This window comes from Streptomyces sp. NPDC003720 (assembly GCF_042875075.1).
In the GTDB taxonomy this organism is placed as follows: Bacteria; Actinomycetota; Actinomycetes; order Streptomycetales; family Streptomycetaceae; genus Streptomyces.
In genome coordinates, this window is the sequence record NZ_JBIANZ010000001.1 from 459,542 (window position 1) to 476,574 (window position 17,033).

Annotated in this window: 18 protein-coding genes and 1 pseudogene; 14 read left to right on the forward strand and 5 right to left on the reverse strand. The window is 74.6% G+C overall.

Annotated features, from left to right (window positions below; genetic code table 11):
* Positions 1-32: 32 nt before the first annotated feature.
* Positions 33-431 (reverse strand): MarR family winged helix-turn-helix transcriptional regulator, encoded by a 399-nt coding sequence (locus ACFYU0_RS02410; protein WP_389297251.1) that lies wholly within the window; start codon positions 429-431, stop codon positions 33-35.
* 73 nt (positions 432-504) lie between these two features.
* Positions 505-855 carry a VOC family protein gene (locus ACFYU0_RS02415; protein WP_389297253.1) on the reverse strand — a complete coding sequence of 117 codons (351 nt, stop codon included), beginning with the start codon at positions 853-855 and terminating at the stop codon, positions 505-507.
* A gap of 506 nt (positions 856-1,361) precedes the next feature.
* Here ACFYU0_RS02415 and ACFYU0_RS02420 point away from each other — a divergent pair.
* The 12 genes from ACFYU0_RS02420 to ACFYU0_RS02475 all read left to right on the forward strand — a co-directional run bounded on the left by ACFYU0_RS02420 (position 1,362) and on the right by ACFYU0_RS02475 (position 12,100).
* On the forward strand, positions 1,362-1,655 hold the full coding sequence (locus ACFYU0_RS02420) for an ArsR family transcriptional regulator (protein ID WP_389297254.1): 294 nt from the start codon (positions 1,362-1,364) through the stop codon (positions 1,653-1,655).
* Complete coding sequence (locus tag ACFYU0_RS02425; protein ID WP_389297255.1) at positions 1,652-2,656, forward strand: SMP-30/gluconolactonase/LRE family protein; 1,005 nt, start codon at positions 1,652-1,654, stop codon at positions 2,654-2,656. The genes ACFYU0_RS02420 and ACFYU0_RS02425 overlap by 4 nt, the downstream gene beginning before the upstream one ends.
* Before the next feature lie 39 nt (positions 2,657-2,695).
* Positions 2,696-3,157 (forward strand): fluoride efflux transporter CrcB, encoded by a 462-nt coding sequence (crcB, locus tag ACFYU0_RS02430; protein ID WP_351660811.1) that lies wholly within the window; start codon positions 2,696-2,698, stop codon positions 3,155-3,157.
* Positions 3,154-3,534 carry a DUF190 domain-containing protein gene (locus tag ACFYU0_RS02435; protein WP_389297258.1) on the forward strand — a complete coding sequence of 127 codons (381 nt, stop codon included), beginning with the start codon at positions 3,154-3,156 and terminating at the stop codon, positions 3,532-3,534. Before crcB (ACFYU0_RS02430) ends, ACFYU0_RS02435 begins: the two co-directional genes overlap by 4 nt.
* Positions 3,531-3,905: a fluoride efflux transporter CrcB gene (crcB, locus tag ACFYU0_RS02440; RefSeq protein ID WP_351660817.1), complete on the forward strand. Its 375-nt coding sequence runs from the start codon at positions 3,531-3,533 to the stop codon at positions 3,903-3,905. Before ACFYU0_RS02435 ends, crcB (ACFYU0_RS02440) begins: the two co-directional genes overlap by 4 nt.
* Positions 3,906-3,980: 75 nt before the next feature.
* The gene (locus tag ACFYU0_RS02445) at positions 3,981-4,817 is read left to right on the forward strand and encodes an undecaprenyl-diphosphate phosphatase (RefSeq protein WP_351660820.1); all 837 of its coding nucleotides are present in this window, start codon (positions 3,981-3,983) and stop codon (positions 4,815-4,817) included.
* Positions 4,818-4,934: 117 nt separating this feature from the next.
* A complete protein-coding gene (locus ACFYU0_RS02450) occupies positions 4,935-5,666 on the forward strand; it encodes a FadR/GntR family transcriptional regulator (protein ID WP_389297260.1) in 732 nt (243 codons plus the stop codon).
* A gap of 77 nt (positions 5,667-5,743) precedes the next feature.
* Positions 5,744-6,766, forward strand: coding sequence for an asparaginase (locus tag ACFYU0_RS02455; protein WP_389297262.1), 1,023 nt, complete (start codon positions 5,744-5,746; stop codon positions 6,764-6,766).
* Positions 6,767-6,814: 48 nt separating this feature from the next.
* Complete coding sequence (aspA, locus tag ACFYU0_RS02460) at positions 6,815-8,224, forward strand: aspartate ammonia-lyase (protein ID WP_389297264.1); 1,410 nt, start codon at positions 6,815-6,817, stop codon at positions 8,222-8,224.
* Between the two features lie 45 nt (positions 8,225-8,269).
* On the forward strand, positions 8,270-9,208 hold the full coding sequence (locus ACFYU0_RS02465; protein WP_351660832.1) for a glutaminase: 939 nt from the start codon (positions 8,270-8,272) through the stop codon (positions 9,206-9,208).
* Positions 9,209-9,317: 109 nt separating this feature from the next.
* Positions 9,318-10,712, forward strand: a complete 1,395-nt coding sequence (gene mptB / locus ACFYU0_RS02470; protein ID WP_389297265.1) for a polyprenol phosphomannose-dependent alpha 1,6 mannosyltransferase MptB — start codon at positions 9,318-9,320, stop codon at positions 10,710-10,712.
* Positions 10,709-12,100 carry a glycosyltransferase family 87 protein gene (locus ACFYU0_RS02475; protein ID WP_389297267.1) on the forward strand — a complete coding sequence of 464 codons (1,392 nt, stop codon included), beginning with the start codon at positions 10,709-10,711 and terminating at the stop codon, positions 12,098-12,100. Before mptB ends, ACFYU0_RS02475 begins: the two co-directional genes overlap by 4 nt.
* 59 nt (positions 12,101-12,159) lie before the next feature.
* On the opposite strand, the pseudogene ACFYU0_RS02480 reads toward ACFYU0_RS02475, so the two are convergent.
* Positions 12,160-12,993 (reverse strand): annotated as a pseudogene (locus ACFYU0_RS02480) (D-alanyl-D-alanine carboxypeptidase family protein); the annotation flags it as partial.
* A gap of 129 nt (positions 12,994-13,122) precedes the next feature.
* Positions 13,123-14,271 (reverse strand): transcription termination factor Rho, encoded by a 1,149-nt coding sequence (gene rho / locus ACFYU0_RS02485; RefSeq protein ID WP_389297269.1) that lies wholly within the window; start codon positions 14,269-14,271, stop codon positions 13,123-13,125.
* Between the two features lie 389 nt (positions 14,272-14,660).
* Here rho and ACFYU0_RS02490 point away from each other — a divergent pair, with 389 nt between their 5' ends.
* Positions 14,661-15,908: a cytochrome P450 gene (locus ACFYU0_RS02490; protein ID WP_389297953.1), complete on the forward strand. Its 1,248-nt coding sequence runs from the start codon at positions 14,661-14,663 to the stop codon at positions 15,906-15,908.
* Between the two features lie 28 nt (positions 15,909-15,936).
* Here ACFYU0_RS02490 and ACFYU0_RS02495 read toward each other — a convergent pair whose 3' ends face one another.
* A complete protein-coding gene (locus tag ACFYU0_RS02495) occupies positions 15,937-16,335 on the reverse strand; it encodes a nuclear transport factor 2 family protein (RefSeq protein ID WP_389297271.1) in 399 nt (132 codons plus the stop codon).
* Positions 16,336-16,405: 70 nt separating this feature from the next.
* On the opposite strand from ACFYU0_RS02495, the gene ACFYU0_RS02500 reads away from it, so the two are divergent.
* Entirely contained in the window at positions 16,406-17,032 is a 627-nt protein-coding gene (locus ACFYU0_RS02500) for a PadR family transcriptional regulator (RefSeq protein ID WP_351660846.1), read from the forward strand.
* The last annotated feature ends 1 nt before the right edge of the window (position 17,033 follow it).

A 17,033-nucleotide genomic window follows, 5' to 3' on the forward strand; every position in this document is an offset into this window, starting at 1 on the left:
GCGCGCCACGGCGCCCCGCGGTCCGCGTGCGGTCATCCGGCCCGTTCGGCCAGCATCCGCTCCAGCACGGAACGCTGCAGCGGCAGCACCTCGGCGTGCAGATCGCGGCCCTTCCGCGTCAGCGCGACCCACACCCCGCGCCGGTCCTCCGCGCACACCGAGCGCTCGACCAGGCCGTCCTTCTCCAGCCGGCCGATCAGCCGGGACAGCGCGCTCTGGCTGAGATGCACCCGTCCGACCAGGTTCTGCACCCGGCACTGGTCGCCCTCCGCGGGCGACTCGGTGGCGAGGATGTCCAGCACCTCGAAATCGCTGGCGCCGAGCCCGTGCGGATGCAGGACGCGGTCGATCTCGCACATCGTCCGCGCGTGCACGGTGAGGATGTCCCGCCACCGTTCCTCGAGCCGGGCATCGGCCGTCTTGACTGCCATACCCGCACCGTAGCACCGTTCCGGCCAATCGTTGAGTGTGCAACTAATGCGGGCGTCCCGGCCCGGCGACCGCTCAGGCGGCCGGGTCCTGGAGCAGGCCCACCAGGTTGCCGTCGGCGTCCCGGACGAACGCGATCAGCCGTCCGCCGCCCACGTCCTGGGCGTCCTGCAGCAGCTCGGCGCCGGCCGCCACCAGCGCGGCCAGCCGCTCCCGCAGATCGGTGACGTGCCAGTAGGGGACAGGCCCGGTCATGCCCTTGGCGTGCCCGTTCGGATCGAGCCCGACGTCCTGCCCGGCGGCCTTGTAACCGACGTAGTACGGCTCGTCCGCGTACGGCTCGACGCCCAGCAGCGCCGCGAACAGCGGCTTGGCCCTCTCCAGGTCCTTGACGGGGTACATGATCGTCTGCAGGCCGGCGGTCATGGCACTCACTCCTCGAGGTCGACGGTCCCGGCGGCTCCCCGCCGGCGACTCCCACGCTAGGGCGGCCGGCGCCGCCGCCGCTTCTCCGATCCTGACCGGTTGGCGCGGCCCCGGCCGCTCGGCACCGGCGGACCGCCGGGCGGGGAAGGGGCACCGGCGACGCCCTGCCGGCGCGGCGAGGTCACCGTCAGGTCCTCCGTGGTGCGGATCTTCGCGGGGCTCGGTCTGCGCGCCCCGCGCCCAGGCGGTCGCCCTCGCCTACGAGCCGGGGCCGGTCCGAGCGGGGGAGCACTGACCGGTCAGGTCGCCTTCAGGCCGACTCGCGGCTCGCGGGCGGGGCCCGGCCGTGAGCGGACGGCCGGGCTCCGCGCCGTACCCGTGAAGTCGCGTCGCGGCGACGGCCGTTCGGTACCGGTCAAGGGCCGGCGAGTCCCGTACGCGAGGTGTCCGGCTGCGCCAGGGTGGGAACACCGCGCACGAGGAGGCCGGGGACGGAGGCGGGACGGATGACGGGAACCCCCACGGGGCGCATGCGGCGGACCATTCTCGAGTGGCTCAAGGACCCGGCCGCGCACTTCCCGGCGGAGCGCCCGCCCGGCGACCCCGAGACGGGCGTCACCGCGCGGGCCGTGGCCGCCAAACTGGGCGTGCCCCGCCGGACCGCCGTCGCGCACCTCGACCTGCTGACCCGGCTGGGCCTGCTGCGCACCCGGCGCATCCGGTGCCGCACCCACTACCGGCGGGACGAGATCCGCATCGCCGAGGTGGCCCGTATGTTCGAGAAGGGCTGGTACCTATGACCACGGCCATGACCCCGGCCACGACCACGGCACTCGTGCCGCTCCACTGCGTGGGCCTCGGCGGCCGCGGCCCCGAGGACGTGGTGACCGACGCCCGGGGCCACGTCCTCACCGGCACGGCGGACGGCCGCATCCTGCGGATCCGCCACCTCGCCGACCCGCACACGGCCCGCGTCGAGACGCTGGCCGACACCGGGGGCCGCCCGCTCGGCCTGGAACCGCTCGCCGACGGCGGCCTGCTGGTGTGCGACGCCGAACGCGGACTGCTGCGGGTCGAGCCGGACGGCGCCGTGCGGGTCCTGGCGGACTCGGTGGCGGGGGAGCGGCTGCGGGTGTGCAGCAACGCCGTAGTGCTGGACGACGGCAGCGTGTGCTTCACCGTCTCCAGCCGCCGCTACCCGCTGGAGCAGTGGATCGGCGACATCGTGGAGCACACCGGCACCGGCCGGCTGCTCCGCCTCCCGCCCGGCGGCGGCGACCCCGAGGTTCTGCTCGACGGGCTCCAGTTCGCCAACGGCCTCGCGCTCGGCGGGGACGGCTCCTTCCTCGTGGTGGCCGAGACCGGCGCCTGCCGGCTCACCCGCTACCACCTCACCGGTCCGCGGGCCGGGCAGGCCGAACACTTCGCGGACCTGCCGGGCATGCCCGACAACATGTGGCGCGAGGGCCCGGACGGTCCGGTCTGGGTGGCCCTTGCCGGGCCCCGCGTCCCCCCGCTCGATCTGCTGCACCGCACCCCGCCCGGCGTCCGCCGCGCCGCCGCCCGGGCCGCCGTGCGCGCCCCGTTCCGTCCGGGCGGCACGATCGGTGTGGTGGCGGTCGACGACCAGGGCCGTACCGTGCACCACCTGAGCGGCCGCCGCTCCCGCTTCCGCATGGTCACCAGCGTCTGCGTGACCGGTGGTCTGCTGGTCCTCGGCAGCTTCTGGGAGCCGGGCGTCGCCGTCTGCGCGGCACCGGCGCGCGGGGTGACCCGGCGGTACCCTGGTGCCCGGCCGTGATCACCCGTCGTGCTCCGGCCGAACAGGAGATCCACGAGCATGACAGCCCCGGAAGCCGAGAGCCTCCGCGCCCGCCCCGCGCCGCGGCGGCGGTCCGAGTGGCGCGCCCAGGCCCCCGTCGTCGCGGTGGTCGCCGCCGGCGGCGCCCTCGGGGCGACGGCCCGCTACGCGCTCACCCTGGCCTGGCCCACCCCGCCCGGCGGTTTCCCCTGGGCGACGTTCTGGACCAACATCACCGGCTGCGCCGTGATCGGCGTGTTCATGGTGCTGATCACCGACGTGTGGGCCGCCCACCGCCTGGTGCGCCCGTTCTTCGGCACCGGTGTGCTCGGCGGCTACACCACGTTCTCCACTTACGCCGTCGACATCCAGAAGCTGGCCGACGGCGGCCACCCCCGCACCGCTCTCGCCTATCTCGCCGTCACCCTGCTCGCGGCCCTCGCGGCGGTGTGGGCGGCCTCGGCCGCCGCCCGCGCCCTGCTCATCAGGAGGCAGCGATGACATCCCTCACCGGCCGGGCCCTGCGGCTGACCGTGTACATCGGCGAGGACGACACCTGGCACCACAAGCCCCTCTACTCCGAGATCGTGCACCGCGCGCACGCCGCCGGGCTCGCCGGGGCCAGCGTCTTCCGGGGCGTGGAGGGCTTCGGCGCCTCCTCGCGCATCCACACCTCCCGGCTGCTGTCGCTGAGCGAGGACCTGCCGGTCGCGATCGTGGTCGTGGACGCCGAGCAGCGGATCCGGGCGTTCCTGCCCCAGCTCGACGAACTGGTCGGCGAAGGTCTGGTGACCCTGGAGGAGTGCGAGGTCATCCGGTACGTGGGGCGCGGCGCGGACGGAGACGAAACGGACCCGAAGGGTAAGAGGTCGTTGTGAACTGGCTGCTGGTCGTGGCGGGGGCCGTGGTCGGCGCGCCTCTGCGCTATCTCACCGACCGGGCCGTCCAGGCCAGGCACGACTCGCTCTTTCCCTGGGGCACCTTCGTGGTGAACGTCACCGGCTGTCTGGTCCTGGGCCTGATCACCGGCGCCGCCGCCGCGGGAGCCGCAGGTCAGCACCTCCAGTTGCTGCTGGGCACCGGCCTGTGCGGGGCGCTGACGACGTACTCGACCTTCTCCTACGAGACGCTCAGGCTGACCGAGGCCGGTGCGGCCCTCTACGCTGCGGCCAACGCCGCGGCGAGCGTGGTGGCCGGGCTGACGGCGGCCTTCGCCGGGGTGTGGCTCGCCGGCGCCGTGTGGGCGTAGCGACCGGTCCGCCGTGCCGGGCATGGTAGGAACGTCTACAGCAGTGTCGACCAACCTTTCTCAGAACTGGATCCCATGAGCGCCATCTCCGTCGGTCAGGCCGTCGTCCTCGGAGTCGTCGAGGGGGTGACCGAATTCCTCCCCGTGTCGTCGACCGGCCACCTCAAGATCGCCGAGGGGCTCATGGACATCCCCGTCGACGACAAGTCCGTCGTCGGGTTCTCCGCCGTCATCCAGGTCGGCGCGATCGCCGCGGTGCTCGTGTACTTCTTCAAGGACATCAAGCGGATCGTCTCCGCCTGGTTCCGCGGTCTGACCAAGCCCGAGGAGCGCTACCACCACGACTACAAGTTCGCCTGGTGGGTGATCGCCGCGACCGTCCCGATCGTCGTGGTCGGCCTGGCCGCGAAGCCGTTGATCGAGGGCCCGCTGGCCTCGCTGTGGGTGGTCGCCGGCTCGCTGATCGTCGGTTCCGGTGTGATGTGGGCCGCCGACCAGATGGGCCGGCACAAGCGCGGCGAGGACGACACCTCCTTCAAGGACGCGATGCTGGTCGGCTGCTCGCAGATCCTCGCGCTGCTCTTCCCCGGCTTCTCCCGCTCCGGCGCCACCATGTCCACCGCGCTCATCCTCGACCTGGACCGGGTCGCGGCCACCCGCCTGTCCTTCTTCCTCGGCATCCCGGCCCTGACCGGCGCCGGCATCTACGAGCTGAAGGACGCCCTCGGCGCGGGCGTGGGCGCCGCCCCGCTGGCCGTCGGCACGATCGTGTCCTTCGGGGTCGCCTACGCCTCGATCGCCTGGCTGCTGAAGTTCGTCGCCAAGCACTCCTTCAACGCCTTCGTGATCTACCGGATCGTGATCGGCGTCGCGCTCCTCGGCCTCCTCGCCACCGGCACGCTCAACAGCTGAGCGACGTCACCGGACACCCACGGGGTGCGGCAGCCCGGCACGGGTGCCGCACCCCGTGTCCGTTTCCGTGGGTGGCCCGCCTTGACAGCGTGGCCCCGCGGACCGCAGGATCGCTCCGTGAACCTGTCAGACAGCCAGACAGGTGGTCCCGGTCCGCGGCGCGTCAGCGCCATGGAGGCGGTCCTCGGCCACCTCCGCGGCGCCATCGAACGCGGCGAGTACGCCGTGGGCGACAAGCTCCCCTCCGAGGCCGAGCTGTGCCGCACCCTCGAGGTCTCCCGTCCGGTGCTCCGCGAGGCGCTGCGCGCCCTGCAGACGATGGGCCTGACGGTCTCCCGGACCGGCAAGGGCACCTTCGTCGTCGCCGACTCCGTCGACGAGCCCACCTTCGGCGACTACACGGCCGGCCACCTGCTGGAGGTCCGCCGCCACGTCGAGATCCCGGTCGCCGGCTACGCGGCGGCGCGCCGCACCCCGGAGAACCTGGACCGGCTCGGCCGGCTGCTCGACCGCATGGAGCGGGAGACGGACACCACCGCGTGGGTCGCGATGGACAGCCTCTTCCACCTCGCCGTCGCCGAGGCCGCCCAGAACCCGGTCTTCCGCGGGGTCATCGAGGAGATCCGCGACGCGCTGGCGCGCCAGTCGGCCTTCCTCAACGAACTGGGCGGCCGCCGCGAGCAGTCCAACCGCGAGCACCGGGCCATCCTCGAGGCACTGCAGGACGGCAGCGAGCACGACGCCGTCCAGGCGATGAGCCACCACCTCGACCGCGTCGAGACGACCCTCACCGACATCGTGCGCGCCGGACGCCCGGACACGCCCGCCGAAGGCCGCCCCGGCGCATGACCCGCGGCGGCCCGCCCGGGCCCGCCCGGCCCGTCACGCCGCCCCCGCCCCCGCTCCGACCACCGATTCAGGCAGTGATGTACACCAGCTCTCCCGCCACCGCGTCCGCCCCCGTCGTCCGCGAACCCCGCTACGCCCCCGTCGCCCACCTCGTGCGCGGCGGGGTCGTCGAAGGCGTCCACTACGGCTCGGTCGTCGTCCTCGGCGCCGACGGCGGCGTCCGGCTCGGGCTCGGCGACATCGAGGCCGCGTTCTACCCCCGCTCGGCCCTCAAGCCCCTCCAGGCGGTGGCCATGCTGCGCGCCGGCCTCCCGCTGGACGGCGCGCTGCTCTCGCTGGCCGCCGCGAGCCACTCCGGCGAGGAGCGGCACCTCGACGGCGCCCGGCGGATCCTGGAACTCGCCGGCCTCGTCGAGGACGACCTGCGCAACGTGCCCGACATGCCCTACGGCCCGGCGGTGCGGGACGCCTGGGTCCGCGCGGGCCGCGGACCCTCCCGGCTCGCCCAGAACTGCTCCGGCAAGCACGCGGCGATGCTGTGGACCGCGCGGCTCAACGGCTGGTCCCTGCCGGACTACCTGGACCCGGCCCACCCGCTCCAGCGGGCCGTCGCCGACACGGTCGAGGAACTCACCGGCCAGCCGGTCGCCCGGGTGACCGTGGACGGCTGCGGCGCGCCGCTGTTCTCCGTCTCGCTGCACGGCCTCGCCCGCGCCGCCGCCCGCCTCACCACCGCCGCGCCCGGCACGCCGGAGGCCCGGGTGGCCGACGCGATGCGCGAGCACGCCGACATGGCCTCCGGCGCCGGCCGCGACGTGGCCGAGCTGATGCGGGCCGTGCCGGGCCTGCTCGCCAAGGACGGCTTCGAGGGCGTCCAGGTCGCCGCGCTCCCGGACGGCCGCGCCGTCGCCGTCAAGATCGCCGACGGCGCGAACCGGGCGCGCATACCGGTGGCCGCGGCGGCCCTGGCCCAAGCCGGCGTCGACCCCGCCCTGCTCACCAAGTTCGAGGGCGAGCCGCTGCTCGGCGGAGGGGAGCCGGTCGGCCGGGTGCGGCCCGTGCCGGCGCTGGACCCGGCCCCACAGCCGGCCTGCGCCTGACCCGCACCCGCCACCCCCGCCCGTACCTCCGAAAGAGGCCGCACCCCGATGACCGCCGCCACCCGAAGCGAGCACGACCTGCTCGGCGACCGCGACGTACCCGCCGACGCGTACTGGGGCATCCACACCCTGCGCGCGACGGAGAACTTCCCCATCACCGGCACCCCGATCTCCGCCTACCCGCACCTGATCGACGCCCTGGCCGCCGTCAAGGAGGCCGCCGCCCTCGCCAACGAGGAACTCGGGCTGCTGGAGCCCCGGAAGGCGGCCGCGATCGTCGCCGCCTGCCGGGAGATACGCGCGGGCGCCCTGCACGACCAGTTCGTCGTGGACGTCATCCAGGGCGGCGCCGGCACGTCCACCAACATGAACGCCAACGAGGTCGTGGCCAACCGCGCGCTCGAACTGCTCGGCCACCGCAGGGGCGAGTACGCGCACCTGCACCCCAACGAGGACGTCAACCTCGGCCAGTCCACCAACGACGTCTACCCCACCGCCGTCAAGATCGCGACGGTGTTCGCGGTGCGCGGCCTGCTCAAGGCCATGGCCGTCCTCCAGGACGCCTTCGCGGGCAAGGCCCTCGAGTTCCGCGACGTCCTGAAGATGGGCCGCACCCAGCTCCAGGACGCCGTGCCGATGACCCTCGGCCAGGAGTTCTCGGCGTTCGCGGTGATGCTCGACGAGGACCGCAGCCGGCTCGCCGAGGCCGTGGAGCTGATCCACGAGATCAACCTCGGCGCCACCGCCATCGGCACCGGTCTCAACGCCCCGGCCGGATACGCCGAGGCCGCGCGCCGGCACCTCGCAGCCATCACCGGACTGCCCCTGGTCACCGCGGCCAACCTGGTCGAGGCCACCCAGGACTGCGGCGCCTTCGTGCAGATGTCCGGCGTGCTGAAGCGGATCGCGGTCAAGCTCTCCAAGAGCTGCAACGACCTGCGTCTGCTGTCCTCCGGACCCCGCGCGGGCCTCGCCGAGATCAACCTGCCGCCGGTGCAGGCCGGTTCGTCGATCATGCCGGGCAAGGTCAACCCGGTCATCCCGGAGGTCGTCAACCAGGTCGCCTTCGAGGTCATCGGCAACGACGTCGCCATCACCATGGCCGCCGAGGCGGGACAGCTCCAGCTCAACGCGTTCGAACCGCTCATCCTGCACTCCCTGTCGGAGAGCATCACCCACCTGCGCAGCGCCTGCCTGACGCTCGCCGAGCGGTGCGTCACCGGCATCACCGCCAACACCGAGCGGCTGCGGGCCGCCGTGGAGAACTCCATCGGGCTGGTCACCGCGCTCAACCCGTACATCGGCTACACGGCCGCCACCGACATCGCCAAGGAAGCCCTCGCCACCGGGCGGGGCGTGGCCGAACTGGTGCTGGAGAAGGGCCTGTTGCCCGCCGACCGGCTGGCCGGACTGCTGCGCCCCGAGATCGTCGCGGGCAGCGGGGCCCCCGCCGCCTGACCCGCGCGGGCCCGTACGAGGCGCCCGGACCGGCCCGGAGGCACAATGGCGATCATGACAGCGACGTCGTCCCCCGCCTTCCTGCCGGTCCTGGAACGCATCGCCCAGGAGCTGGGCCGCACGCCCGGCCGGGGGCGCCCCGCCGACTACATCCCGGCGCTCGCGGCCTGCGACCCGCGCAGCTTCGGCATGGCCGTCGCCGAACTGGACGGCACGGTGTACGGGGTGGGGGAGTGGCGGCAGCCGTTCTCCACGCAGTCCATCACCAAGGTGTTCACCCTCGCCCTGGACCTGGCCCGCGAGGGCGACGAACTCTGGGAGCACGTGGGCCGCGAGCCCTCCGGCAACCCGTTCAACTCCCTGGTGCAACTGGAGTACGAGAACGGCATCCCGCGCAACCCGTTCATCAACGCGGGCGCGCTGGTCGTCACCGACCGCCTGCAGACCCGCACCGGCGACGCCTCCGGCGAACTGCTCGCCTTCCTGCGCACCGAGAGCGGCAACCCCGGCCTGGACTTCGATCTGGAGGTCGCCGCCTCCGAGACCGCGCACGGCGACCGCAACGCGGCCCTCGCCCACTTCATGGCGTCGTACCACAACATCGACAACGACGTACCGGTGCTGCTCGACCAGTACTTCCGGCAGTGCTCCGTCGCCGCCTCCTGCGCCGACCTCGCGCTCGCCACCGGGTTCCTGGCCCGGCACGGCATCCGCGCCGACGGCACCCGGCTGCTCAGCCGCAGCCAGGCCAAGCAGGTCAACGCGGTCATGCTGACCTGCGGGACGTACGACGCGGCCGGCGACTTCGCCTACCGGGTCGGGCTGCCCGGCAAGAGCGGCGTCGGCGGCGGGATCATCGCGGTGGTCCCGGGCCGCTGCACCCTGTGCGTGTGGAGCCCCGGTCTCGACGAGCGCGGCAACTCGGTGGCGGGCGTGGCGGCCCTGGACCGGTTCACCACGCTCACCGGCCTCTCGGTGTTCTGAGCGGGGCCGGCCGCGCCGCGCACACGCCGGTCACGTGCGGGCCGCCCGCCGGTGTGGGAAGCGTCGTCTTCCGGCCACCCGGCACTGCCACGCTGACCCGGTGCCGGTCATGTCCTTCCCCCTCGACCTCCGCCGCTGCCGGCTGCTCGGACTGGCCGGCACCGCCTTCCTCGCGCTGGGCGGCCGGACGGCGGGCGCCCTGCCGGTGCGGGACCTGCTCACCCCCGCCTCCGCACGCGCCGCGCTCGGCCTGGTCGGGGTCTACTGCGGCGTCGTGCTGCTCACCGCGGCCTGGGCGCTGCTCGGGCGTCTGGTGCGGGGCCCGCAGCCCCCCGGCGAGCGCTCCCTGCTGCTCGTCCTCGCCGTCTGGTCGGCCCCGCTGCTGCTCGCGCCCCCGCTCTTCAGCCGGGACGTCTACAGCTATCTCGCGCAGGGCGCCATGGTCGACGCCCACCTGGACGTGTACGCCCACGGCCCGGCCCGGCTCGGCGGCCCGCTGGCCGACGAGGTGGCCCCGGTGTGGCAGCACACGGCCGCCCCCTACGGCCCGGCCTTCCTCGCCCTGGCCTCCGCGCTGTCCGCCCTCACCCGCGGCGAGCTGCCCGCCGGTCTGCTCGGCATGCGCCTGGCCGCCGTGCTCGGCGTGGCCCTCATGGCCGCCGCGCTGCCCCGGCTGGCCCGGCACAGCGGCGCCGATCCGGCCGCCGCGCTGTGGCTCGGCGTCCTGAACCCGCTGGTCCTGCTGCACCTGGTCGCGGGCGCCCACAACGACGCGCTCATGCTCGGCCTGCTCGGACTCGGTCTGGTCGCGGCCCTCGGCCGGTGGCCGCTCCTTGGCACGGTGCTCATCACCCTGGCCGTCCTGGTGAAGGCGCCCGCCGCGCTCGGCCTGCCCGCGGCGCTCGTCCTCCAGCTCCATGCCGGCCGCGGCCCGCTGCGCGCCACGGTGACCACGGCGGCCGGCGCCGCGGCGACCACGGTCCTCGCCACCGCCGTCGCCGGCACGGGGTACGGCTGGATCGGCGCTCTGGACACCCCCGTCTCCTCGCGCAACTGGGCCCTGACCAGCCTGCTCGGCCGGGCCACCGGCGCCCTGCTCGAACACCTCGGCAGCGGTCTGGCCCCGCTGGCCGTGCCCGCCTGGCACCTGGCGGGCCTGGTGGCCACCGCCGTCGCCGTGACGCTGATCTGGCTCCGGCTGCGGCCGCTGCCGGTGTACGCACTCGGACTGAGCCTGCTCGCGGTCGCCGTGCTGGGCCCGGCGATCCGGCCCTGGTACGTGCTGTGGGGCCTGTTCCTGATAGCGGCGGCCGCGCCCAGCACCTCCGTGCGGCGCCGGGTGGCCGCCCTGGCCGGTGCGCTGGCGCTCGCCGTGCTGCCGAGCGGCGGCCCGCCCGGCCCCGGCCAGGTCGCCCTCGCGGTCTGCGGCGGGGCGCTGGGCCTGGTCGTGCTCGGCCAGGCCCGGCTGGCGGTCCGGGCGCCGGCGACGGGACGCACGGCATGACGGGCCCGTCGCTGCCGCGCACCGGCCGCGGCCGCCTGCTGCTCGTGGTGGCCCTGGCCGCCGCGGTCACCGCGTTCACGGCGACCGTGCCGCTGCTGCGGGACTTCTTCGACCTGCGGGTCTACTACGGGACCGTGCACACCTGGGTGGGGCACGGCGGCCGGATCTACGACTATCGGGTACCGGGGACGTCGTACGGCTTCACCTATCCGCCGTTCGCCGCGCTGCTGATGCTGCCCCTGGCCGCGATGGGCCGGCACACGGCGATCGCCGCCTCCCTGCTGGTGAACCTGGCCGCGCTCGCGGTGGTCCTGGGCGTCGTGGCCGGGCCCGGTCCGCGGCGGCACGGCTGGTTCCGCTGGTCGCTGGCGCTGTGCCTGCTCGCGCTGTTCGAGCCGCTGCGGGACACCTTCAGCTTCGGGCAGGTGAACCTGGCGCTGCTGGCCCTGGTGCTCGGCGACGCCTGGCTGCTGCGGACCGGCCGCGGCCGCTGGGCCGGCGCCGGGATCGGGCTGGCCGCCGCGGTGAAGCTCACGCCCGCCCTGTTCATCGCCCTGCTGCTGCTCGCCCGGCGGTGGCGGGCGGCCGCGGTGGCGGGCTGCGTGGCACTGGCGGCGACCGGACTCGCCGCCTGGGCGGACCCGGGCGCGTCCCGGTTCTACTGGACCGGGGCGCTGTGGGACACGAGCCGCGTCGGACGGCTCGGCTACGTCTCCAACCAGTCGCTGCAGGGCGTCCTGGCCCGCCTCGGCGAGCCGGACCGCGCCCTGTGGGCCGGTGCGGTGCTGCTGGTGCTGGGCGGGTGGGCGTGGCGCGCCCGGCGGGCGGTGGCGGCCGGCGACTGGCCGGCGGCCTTCGCGCTCACCGGCGCCGCGGCCTGCCTGGTCAGCCCCGTCACCTGGGTGCACCACCTGGTGTGGCTGCTGCCGTCCCTCGTGGTGCTGGCGCGCGCCGGGCGCCCGCGGCTCGCGGCCGCCCTGTACGCGGTGCTGTGCACCAGCGTGGTGTGGCTCTGGGTCGGGGACGCCTCCGGCCTCGGCGGGTTCCTCGGCTCCAACGCCTACACGTGGGTCACGCTCGGACTGCTGCTGGGCCTGCCGGCCGGTCAGCCCCGGGCGTCCCGCGCGTTCTTGGCCCGCAGCGCCAGCGCCAACGCGGCCGCGCCGAGCCCGGTGAAGCCCACGACGGCCGCGGTGGGCGACCAGTCCGAGTCCTCCTCCGGCGCCGGGGCGGGCGTCGCCGCCGCGGGCGCCGCGGCCGCGGCCGCCGTGCCTCCAGGGCGCAGCGCGTCCAGCGACCCCACCGGGTCCACCCGTCCGGCCGAGGCGAAGCCCCAGTCCAGCAGTTGGCGGGCCTCCTCGTACACCGCCAAGCCGCCGCCCTCCTGAGGGTTCATCACGGTCACCACGAGGGTGCGGCCGTCCCGCCGCGCCGCGGCGACGAGGGTGTTGCCCGCGTTGCTGGTGTAGCCGTTCTTGATCCCGATCAGCCCGGGGTACGGGGCCACGCCGTCCTCGCCGGTCAGCAGCCGGTTGGTGTTCTCGATCTCGTACGGCCATCCGTCGCCCGGGAACTGGGACCGGGCGGTGGAGCAGTAGCGGGCGAAGTCGGGGTTGCGCAGCCCGGCCCGGCCGAAGACGGCCAGGTCGTACGCCGACGACACCTGGCCGTCGGCGTCGTAGCCGTCGGGGGAGACGACATGGGTGTCCAGGGCGCCCAGCGAGCGCGCCTTGGCCTGCATCTTCCTGGCCGTGGCCTGCCAGCCGCCGTCCAGCGAGGCGAGCACGTGCACGGCGTCGTTGCCCGAGCTGAGGAAGACCCCGCGCCACAGGTCGGCCACCTGGTAGCTGTGCCCCTCCTCGACGCCGACCAGGCTGCTGCCCTCGCCGACGTCCTCCAGCTCCCGGTAGTCGACGGTGTGCCGCATGGTGGAGGGCAGGCCGGGCAGCACGGTGAGCGCGAACAGGGTCTTCATGGTGCTCGCGGGCGGCAGCTCGCGGTGCGCGTCGGCGGCGGCCAGCACCTCGCCGCTGTCGGCGTCGGCGACCAGCCAGGACAGCGCGGTGACGTCCGGGACCTCGGGGGCGCCCCGGCGGAGCCTGACCTGCGTGCCGGAACGCTGGAGCAGGGACGGCTTCGGCACCGACGCGTGCGGCCCGGGCGGTGCGGGATCCCCCGCACGGTGGGCGGTGGAGGCGGCGGCCGGTGCGAGGGCGAGGGTGCCCGCCACACACAGGGAGCAGGCCGTGACGGCGACCCGACGAGAGAATCCGGTGATCATAAGATCAACGTAGGAAGCCGGGGCGGGTCCGGCGCGCTGTCCGGGCCGGACGGCCTACCGGAGCAACCCGGATGTAGCACCGGAGGGCGCCGCGCGGCGGCCGGCGGCGGCGCGGGCGGCCGGGCGCCGTCAGCCGCCGGGCAGGGTCGGCTGGACGCGGCGCAGGAACGTGGCGTTGTCCGGGGTCTCCCGCATGCGCCCGAGCAGCGTCTCCAGGGCGGCCGGTGCGCCCTCGCGGGAGCGCAGGGCCCGGCGCAGGCCCCGGGTGGCCGCCAACTCGGCCGGAGTGAGCAGCAGTTCCTCGCGGCGGGTGCCGCTGGCGTCGATGTCCACGGCCGGGAAGACCCGGCGGGCGGCGGGCTCCCGGTCCAGCCGGAGCTCCATGTTGCCGGTGCCCTTCAGCTCCTCGAAGAAGTAGCCGTCGGCGCGCGAGCCGGTGTCCACCAGGACGGTGGCGAGAATGGTGAGGGAGCCGCCCTCCTCGGCCTGCCGGGCGGCGCCGAAGAACCGCTTGGGGCCGAGCAGCGCGCCCGCGTCGACACCGCCGCTCAGGGTGCGGCCGCCGGCGGCGGAGGCGTTGTTGTGGGCCCGGCACAGCCGGGTCAGCGAGTCCAGCAGGACGACGACGTCCTCACCGGCCTCCACCAGCCGCTTGGCCCGTTCCACGACCAGGTCGGCCAGGGCGATGTGCTCCCTGGCCGAGCGGTCGAAGGTGGAGGCGTACACCTCGCCGCGCACCGAGCGGCGCATCTCGGTGACCTCCTCGGGCCGCTCGTCCAGCAGCAGCACCATCAGCCGGCAGTCCGGGTGGTTGCCGGCGACGGCCGCGGCGAGCTGCTGCAACAGCACGGTCTTGCCGCTCTTCGGCGGGGCCACGATCAGCCCGCGCTGTCCCTTGCCTACCGGCGCGAGCAGGTCGGTGACGCGCCCGGCCAGGCCGGACGCCGGGTGCTCCAGGCGCAGCCGCTCATGGGGGTGCAGCGGGGTGAGCTGGTGGAAGTGCCGGCGGTCGCGGCGTTCACCGTGAGCGTGCCCGTCGACCAGCGTGACGCCGGTCAGGCCGCGCTGCGGCGTGCTCTCGCCCTGCACGAGGTCGCCCTTGCGCAGGCCGTGACGGCGGATCAGCGCGGGGGAGACCTGGGGGTCTGCGGGGGAGGGCAGCAGGTGCGCGGCCCTCAGGTGCCCCTTGCCGCGCGCGTCGATGTCCAGGACACCGGTGACGGGCCGGGCGGCCGGGGGCCGCTGTGCGACAGGGGGGTGTTCGAGTGTGGTGGTCATGGAAGGTCCTTTCACGGACGGAAGGCGAGGAGGAAGGGGGAGGGACCGCGAGCGGGAGGCGGCGCACAGGCGCCTCCGGGCGGTGGGAACGGCGCCTCGGGCACGGCACGGAAGGCCTGTTCGCGAGGCTTTGCCTGGAGGTCACGCGCCGGAGCCGGAGACCGGCGAGCCGATCGGCGCGAGAAGGAGAACTGGCACCGGCGTCCGCGGAGGGACGTGCACAGGTGCTGTTCGGCACAGTACCACCCGTCGGAGCGGTATGTCCGTACCCCGTGCAACACGCCGCCGCCGCGGAACATTCCCCGTGGTGCGAAACCCCGGGTGGAACGGCCCGCGTGAGCCTACGATCGGCGGCGTCGCCCTCGTCGTACGACCGTCAGGAGCTGCCGGTGGAGACCACGCCCGCGCTGCCGCCGCACCGGCTCGACCCCGCCGGCGGCTGCCCGCACGCCGACAACGCGCGCCTCCTGGCCCGCGGTGCGGTCACCCCGGTCGAACTGCCCGGCGGCATCGGGGGCGCGGCCGTCCTCGGGCACGAGGCGCTCCGTGAGTTCCTGCAGCATCCCGACGTGGCCAAGAACGCGCGCCACTTCACGGCGCTGCGCGAGGGCCTGATAGCCGAGGGCTGGCCGCTGCGCACCTTCGCGACCGTCCCGGGCATGACGACCGCGGACGGCGAGGACCACCGGCGGCTGCGCTCCCTGGTCAGTCGCGCCTTCACCCCCCGGCGCACCGAGGAACTGCGGCCAAGGGTCGAGGAGTTGACCGAGTCGCTGCTGGACGGGCTGGCGGCGGCCGCAGTGGCCGGCGGGGGCGTCGCGGATCTGCGCCGGCACTTCGCGCTCCCGCTGCCCCTGGGCGTCATCTGCGAACTCCTCGGCGTGGAGGCCGGGTTCCGGGACCGCCTGCACCACCTCAGCAGCCGGATCGTGGCCACCGACACCGAACCCGCCGCGGCCGTCGCCGCCAACCGCGAACTCCTCGCCGTGCTCGGCGAGATCGCCGCCGCGAAGGCCGCCGCCCCGGGGGACGACCTGACCAGCGCCCTCATCGCGGCCCGCGACGAGGACGGCGACCGGCTCGGCCGGCCCGAGCTGATCGGCACGCTCCTGCTGATGATCGTCGCCGGCCACGAGACCACGCTCAACCTGATCACCAACGCCGTACGCGCCCTGTGCGGCCACCGCGACCAGCTCGACCTGGTGCGCGCGGGCGGCGCGAGCTGGGCCGACGTCGTGGAGGAGACCCTGCGCTGGGACGCCCCGGTCAGCTACTTCCCGTTCCGCTACCCGGTGCGCGACCTCACCGTGGACGGCACGCCGATCCCGGCCGGCACCCCCGTCCTGGCCGGCTACTCCGCCGCCGGCCGCGACCGGGCGGCGCACGGCCCGGACGCCGACCGCTTCGACGTCACCCGGCAAGCCCGTCCCGACGCCGTACGCCATCTCTCCCTCGGGCACGGCGCGCACTACTGCCTGGGCGCCCCGCTGGCCCGCCTGGAGGCGACCGTCGCCCTGGAACGGCTGTTCACCCGCTTCCCCGGACTCGAACTCGCCGTCCCCGAGGCGGAACTGGCTCCGCACGCCGGCTTCGTCGGCAACAGCGTGCGCGCCCTGCCGGTGCGCCCGGCGCCCTGAGACGGGGCACCGCCGGGCCCCGGTCCGCTCACGCGGACCGTTCCGCCGCCTCCCGCGCGATCGAGTCGAACCGGGCGCCCATGGCCGCGGCGAGCGCCTGGGCCCCCGACAGCGGGCGCACCATCACCGTCAGCTCGTCGATCAGCCCGTCGTCGTCCAGGTGGATGAAGTCGCAGCCGGTCAGCTCCCGGTCGCCCACCCGTGCCCGGAAGACCAGCGCGTGGTCGCGGCCGTCGGGGCCGGAGAGTTCCCGCTCGTACCGGAAGTCCTCGAAGACCTCGCAGACCCCGCGCAGGATCGCCGCCGTGATCGCCTTGCCCGGGTACGGCTTGAAGACGACCGGGCTGGTGAAGACGACGTCATCGGCCAGCAGCGCCTCGACGGCGTCCAGGTCGCCCGCCTCGACCGCCTCGCGGAACGCGCGCATCGGATCACCTCATGGTCAACTATTTGAATAGGTGCGGATGAGAGTAATCACCTGCTGCTAGCGTGTCCACATGTCGCTCAAGTACGCCGTCCTCGCCGCCCTGCTGGAGGGGGAGGCCTCGGGCTACGAGCTGTCGAAGGTGTTCGACGTCTCGCTCGCGAACTTCTGGCCCGCCACCCCGCAGCAGCTCTACCGGGAGCTGGAGCGCCTCGCGCAGGACGGACTGGTCGAGGCCCGGACGGTGCCGCAGGAACGCCGGCCCACCAAGCGGATGTTCACCCTGACGGAGGCCGGCCGGAGCCGGCTGCGCGCCTTCGCCGGCGAACCGCCGAAACGCCCCACGGCCGTCCGCGACGAACTCCTCATCAAGATCCAGGCCATGGACGGCGGCGACCCCGCGGTGGCCCGGGCGCTCGTCGAGGAGCGCGGGGGCTGGGCCCGCGGCAAACTCGACCGCTACGAGCGGGTGCGCGCCCGCCTCCTCGACGGGCGCACCGAGGAGGAGTACCTGAGCACGGCCGACCGGATCGGCCCGTATCTGACCCTCATGGCGGGCATCGCCTTCGAGCAGGAGAACCTGCGCTGGTGCGAGCGCGTGCTGCGGATCCTCGACGGGCGAGGGGCCTCGCCGTCGGGCGGCGGGCACGCCGAGGCGCCGTCGCCGAACGGCCGCCCGTCCCAGGACGGCAGGGCCTAGG

Bases quoted from the DNA above. Each gene is read 5' to 3' on its own strand.
- ACFYU0_RS02410 (WP_389297251.1), bottom strand. From the start codon at position 431: ATGGCAGTCAAGACGGCCGATGCCCGGCTCGAGGAACGGTGGCGGGAC.
- ACFYU0_RS02415 (WP_389297253.1), bottom strand. From the start codon at position 855: ATGACCGCCGGCCTGCAGACGATCATGTACCCCGTCAAGGACCTGGAG.
- ACFYU0_RS02420 (WP_389297254.1), top strand. From the start codon at position 1,362: ATGACGGGAACCCCCACGGGGCGCATGCGGCGGACCATTCTCGAGTGG.
- ACFYU0_RS02425 (WP_389297255.1), top strand. From the start codon at position 1,652: ATGACCACGGCCATGACCCCGGCCACGACCACGGCACTCGTGCCGCTC.
- crcB (WP_351660811.1), top strand. From the start codon at position 2,696: ATGACAGCCCCGGAAGCCGAGAGCCTCCGCGCCCGCCCCGCGCCGCGG.
- ACFYU0_RS02435 (WP_389297258.1), top strand. From the start codon at position 3,154: ATGACATCCCTCACCGGCCGGGCCCTGCGGCTGACCGTGTACATCGGC.
- ACFYU0_RS02445 (WP_351660820.1), top strand. From the start codon at position 3,981: ATGAGCGCCATCTCCGTCGGTCAGGCCGTCGTCCTCGGAGTCGTCGAG.
- ACFYU0_RS02455 (WP_389297262.1), top strand. From the start codon at position 5,744: ATGTACACCAGCTCTCCCGCCACCGCGTCCGCCCCCGTCGTCCGCGAA.
- aspA (WP_389297264.1), top strand. From the start codon at position 6,815: ATGACCGCCGCCACCCGAAGCGAGCACGACCTGCTCGGCGACCGCGAC.
- ACFYU0_RS02465 (WP_351660832.1), top strand. From the start codon at position 8,270: ATGGCGATCATGACAGCGACGTCGTCCCCCGCCTTCCTGCCGGTCCTG.
- mptB (WP_389297265.1), top strand. From the start codon at position 9,318: ATGTCCTTCCCCCTCGACCTCCGCCGCTGCCGGCTGCTCGGACTGGCC.
- ACFYU0_RS02475 (WP_389297267.1), top strand. From the start codon at position 10,709: ATGACGGGCCCGTCGCTGCCGCGCACCGGCCGCGGCCGCCTGCTGCTC.
- rho (WP_389297269.1), bottom strand. From the start codon at position 14,271: ATGACCACCACACTCGAACACCCCCCTGTCGCACAGCGGCCCCCGGCC.
- ACFYU0_RS02495 (WP_389297271.1), bottom strand. From the start codon at position 16,335: ATGCGCGCGTTCCGCGAGGCGGTCGAGGCGGGCGACCTGGACGCCGTC.
- ACFYU0_RS02500 (WP_351660846.1), top strand. From the start codon at position 16,406: ATGTCGCTCAAGTACGCCGTCCTCGCCGCCCTGCTGGAGGGGGAGGCC.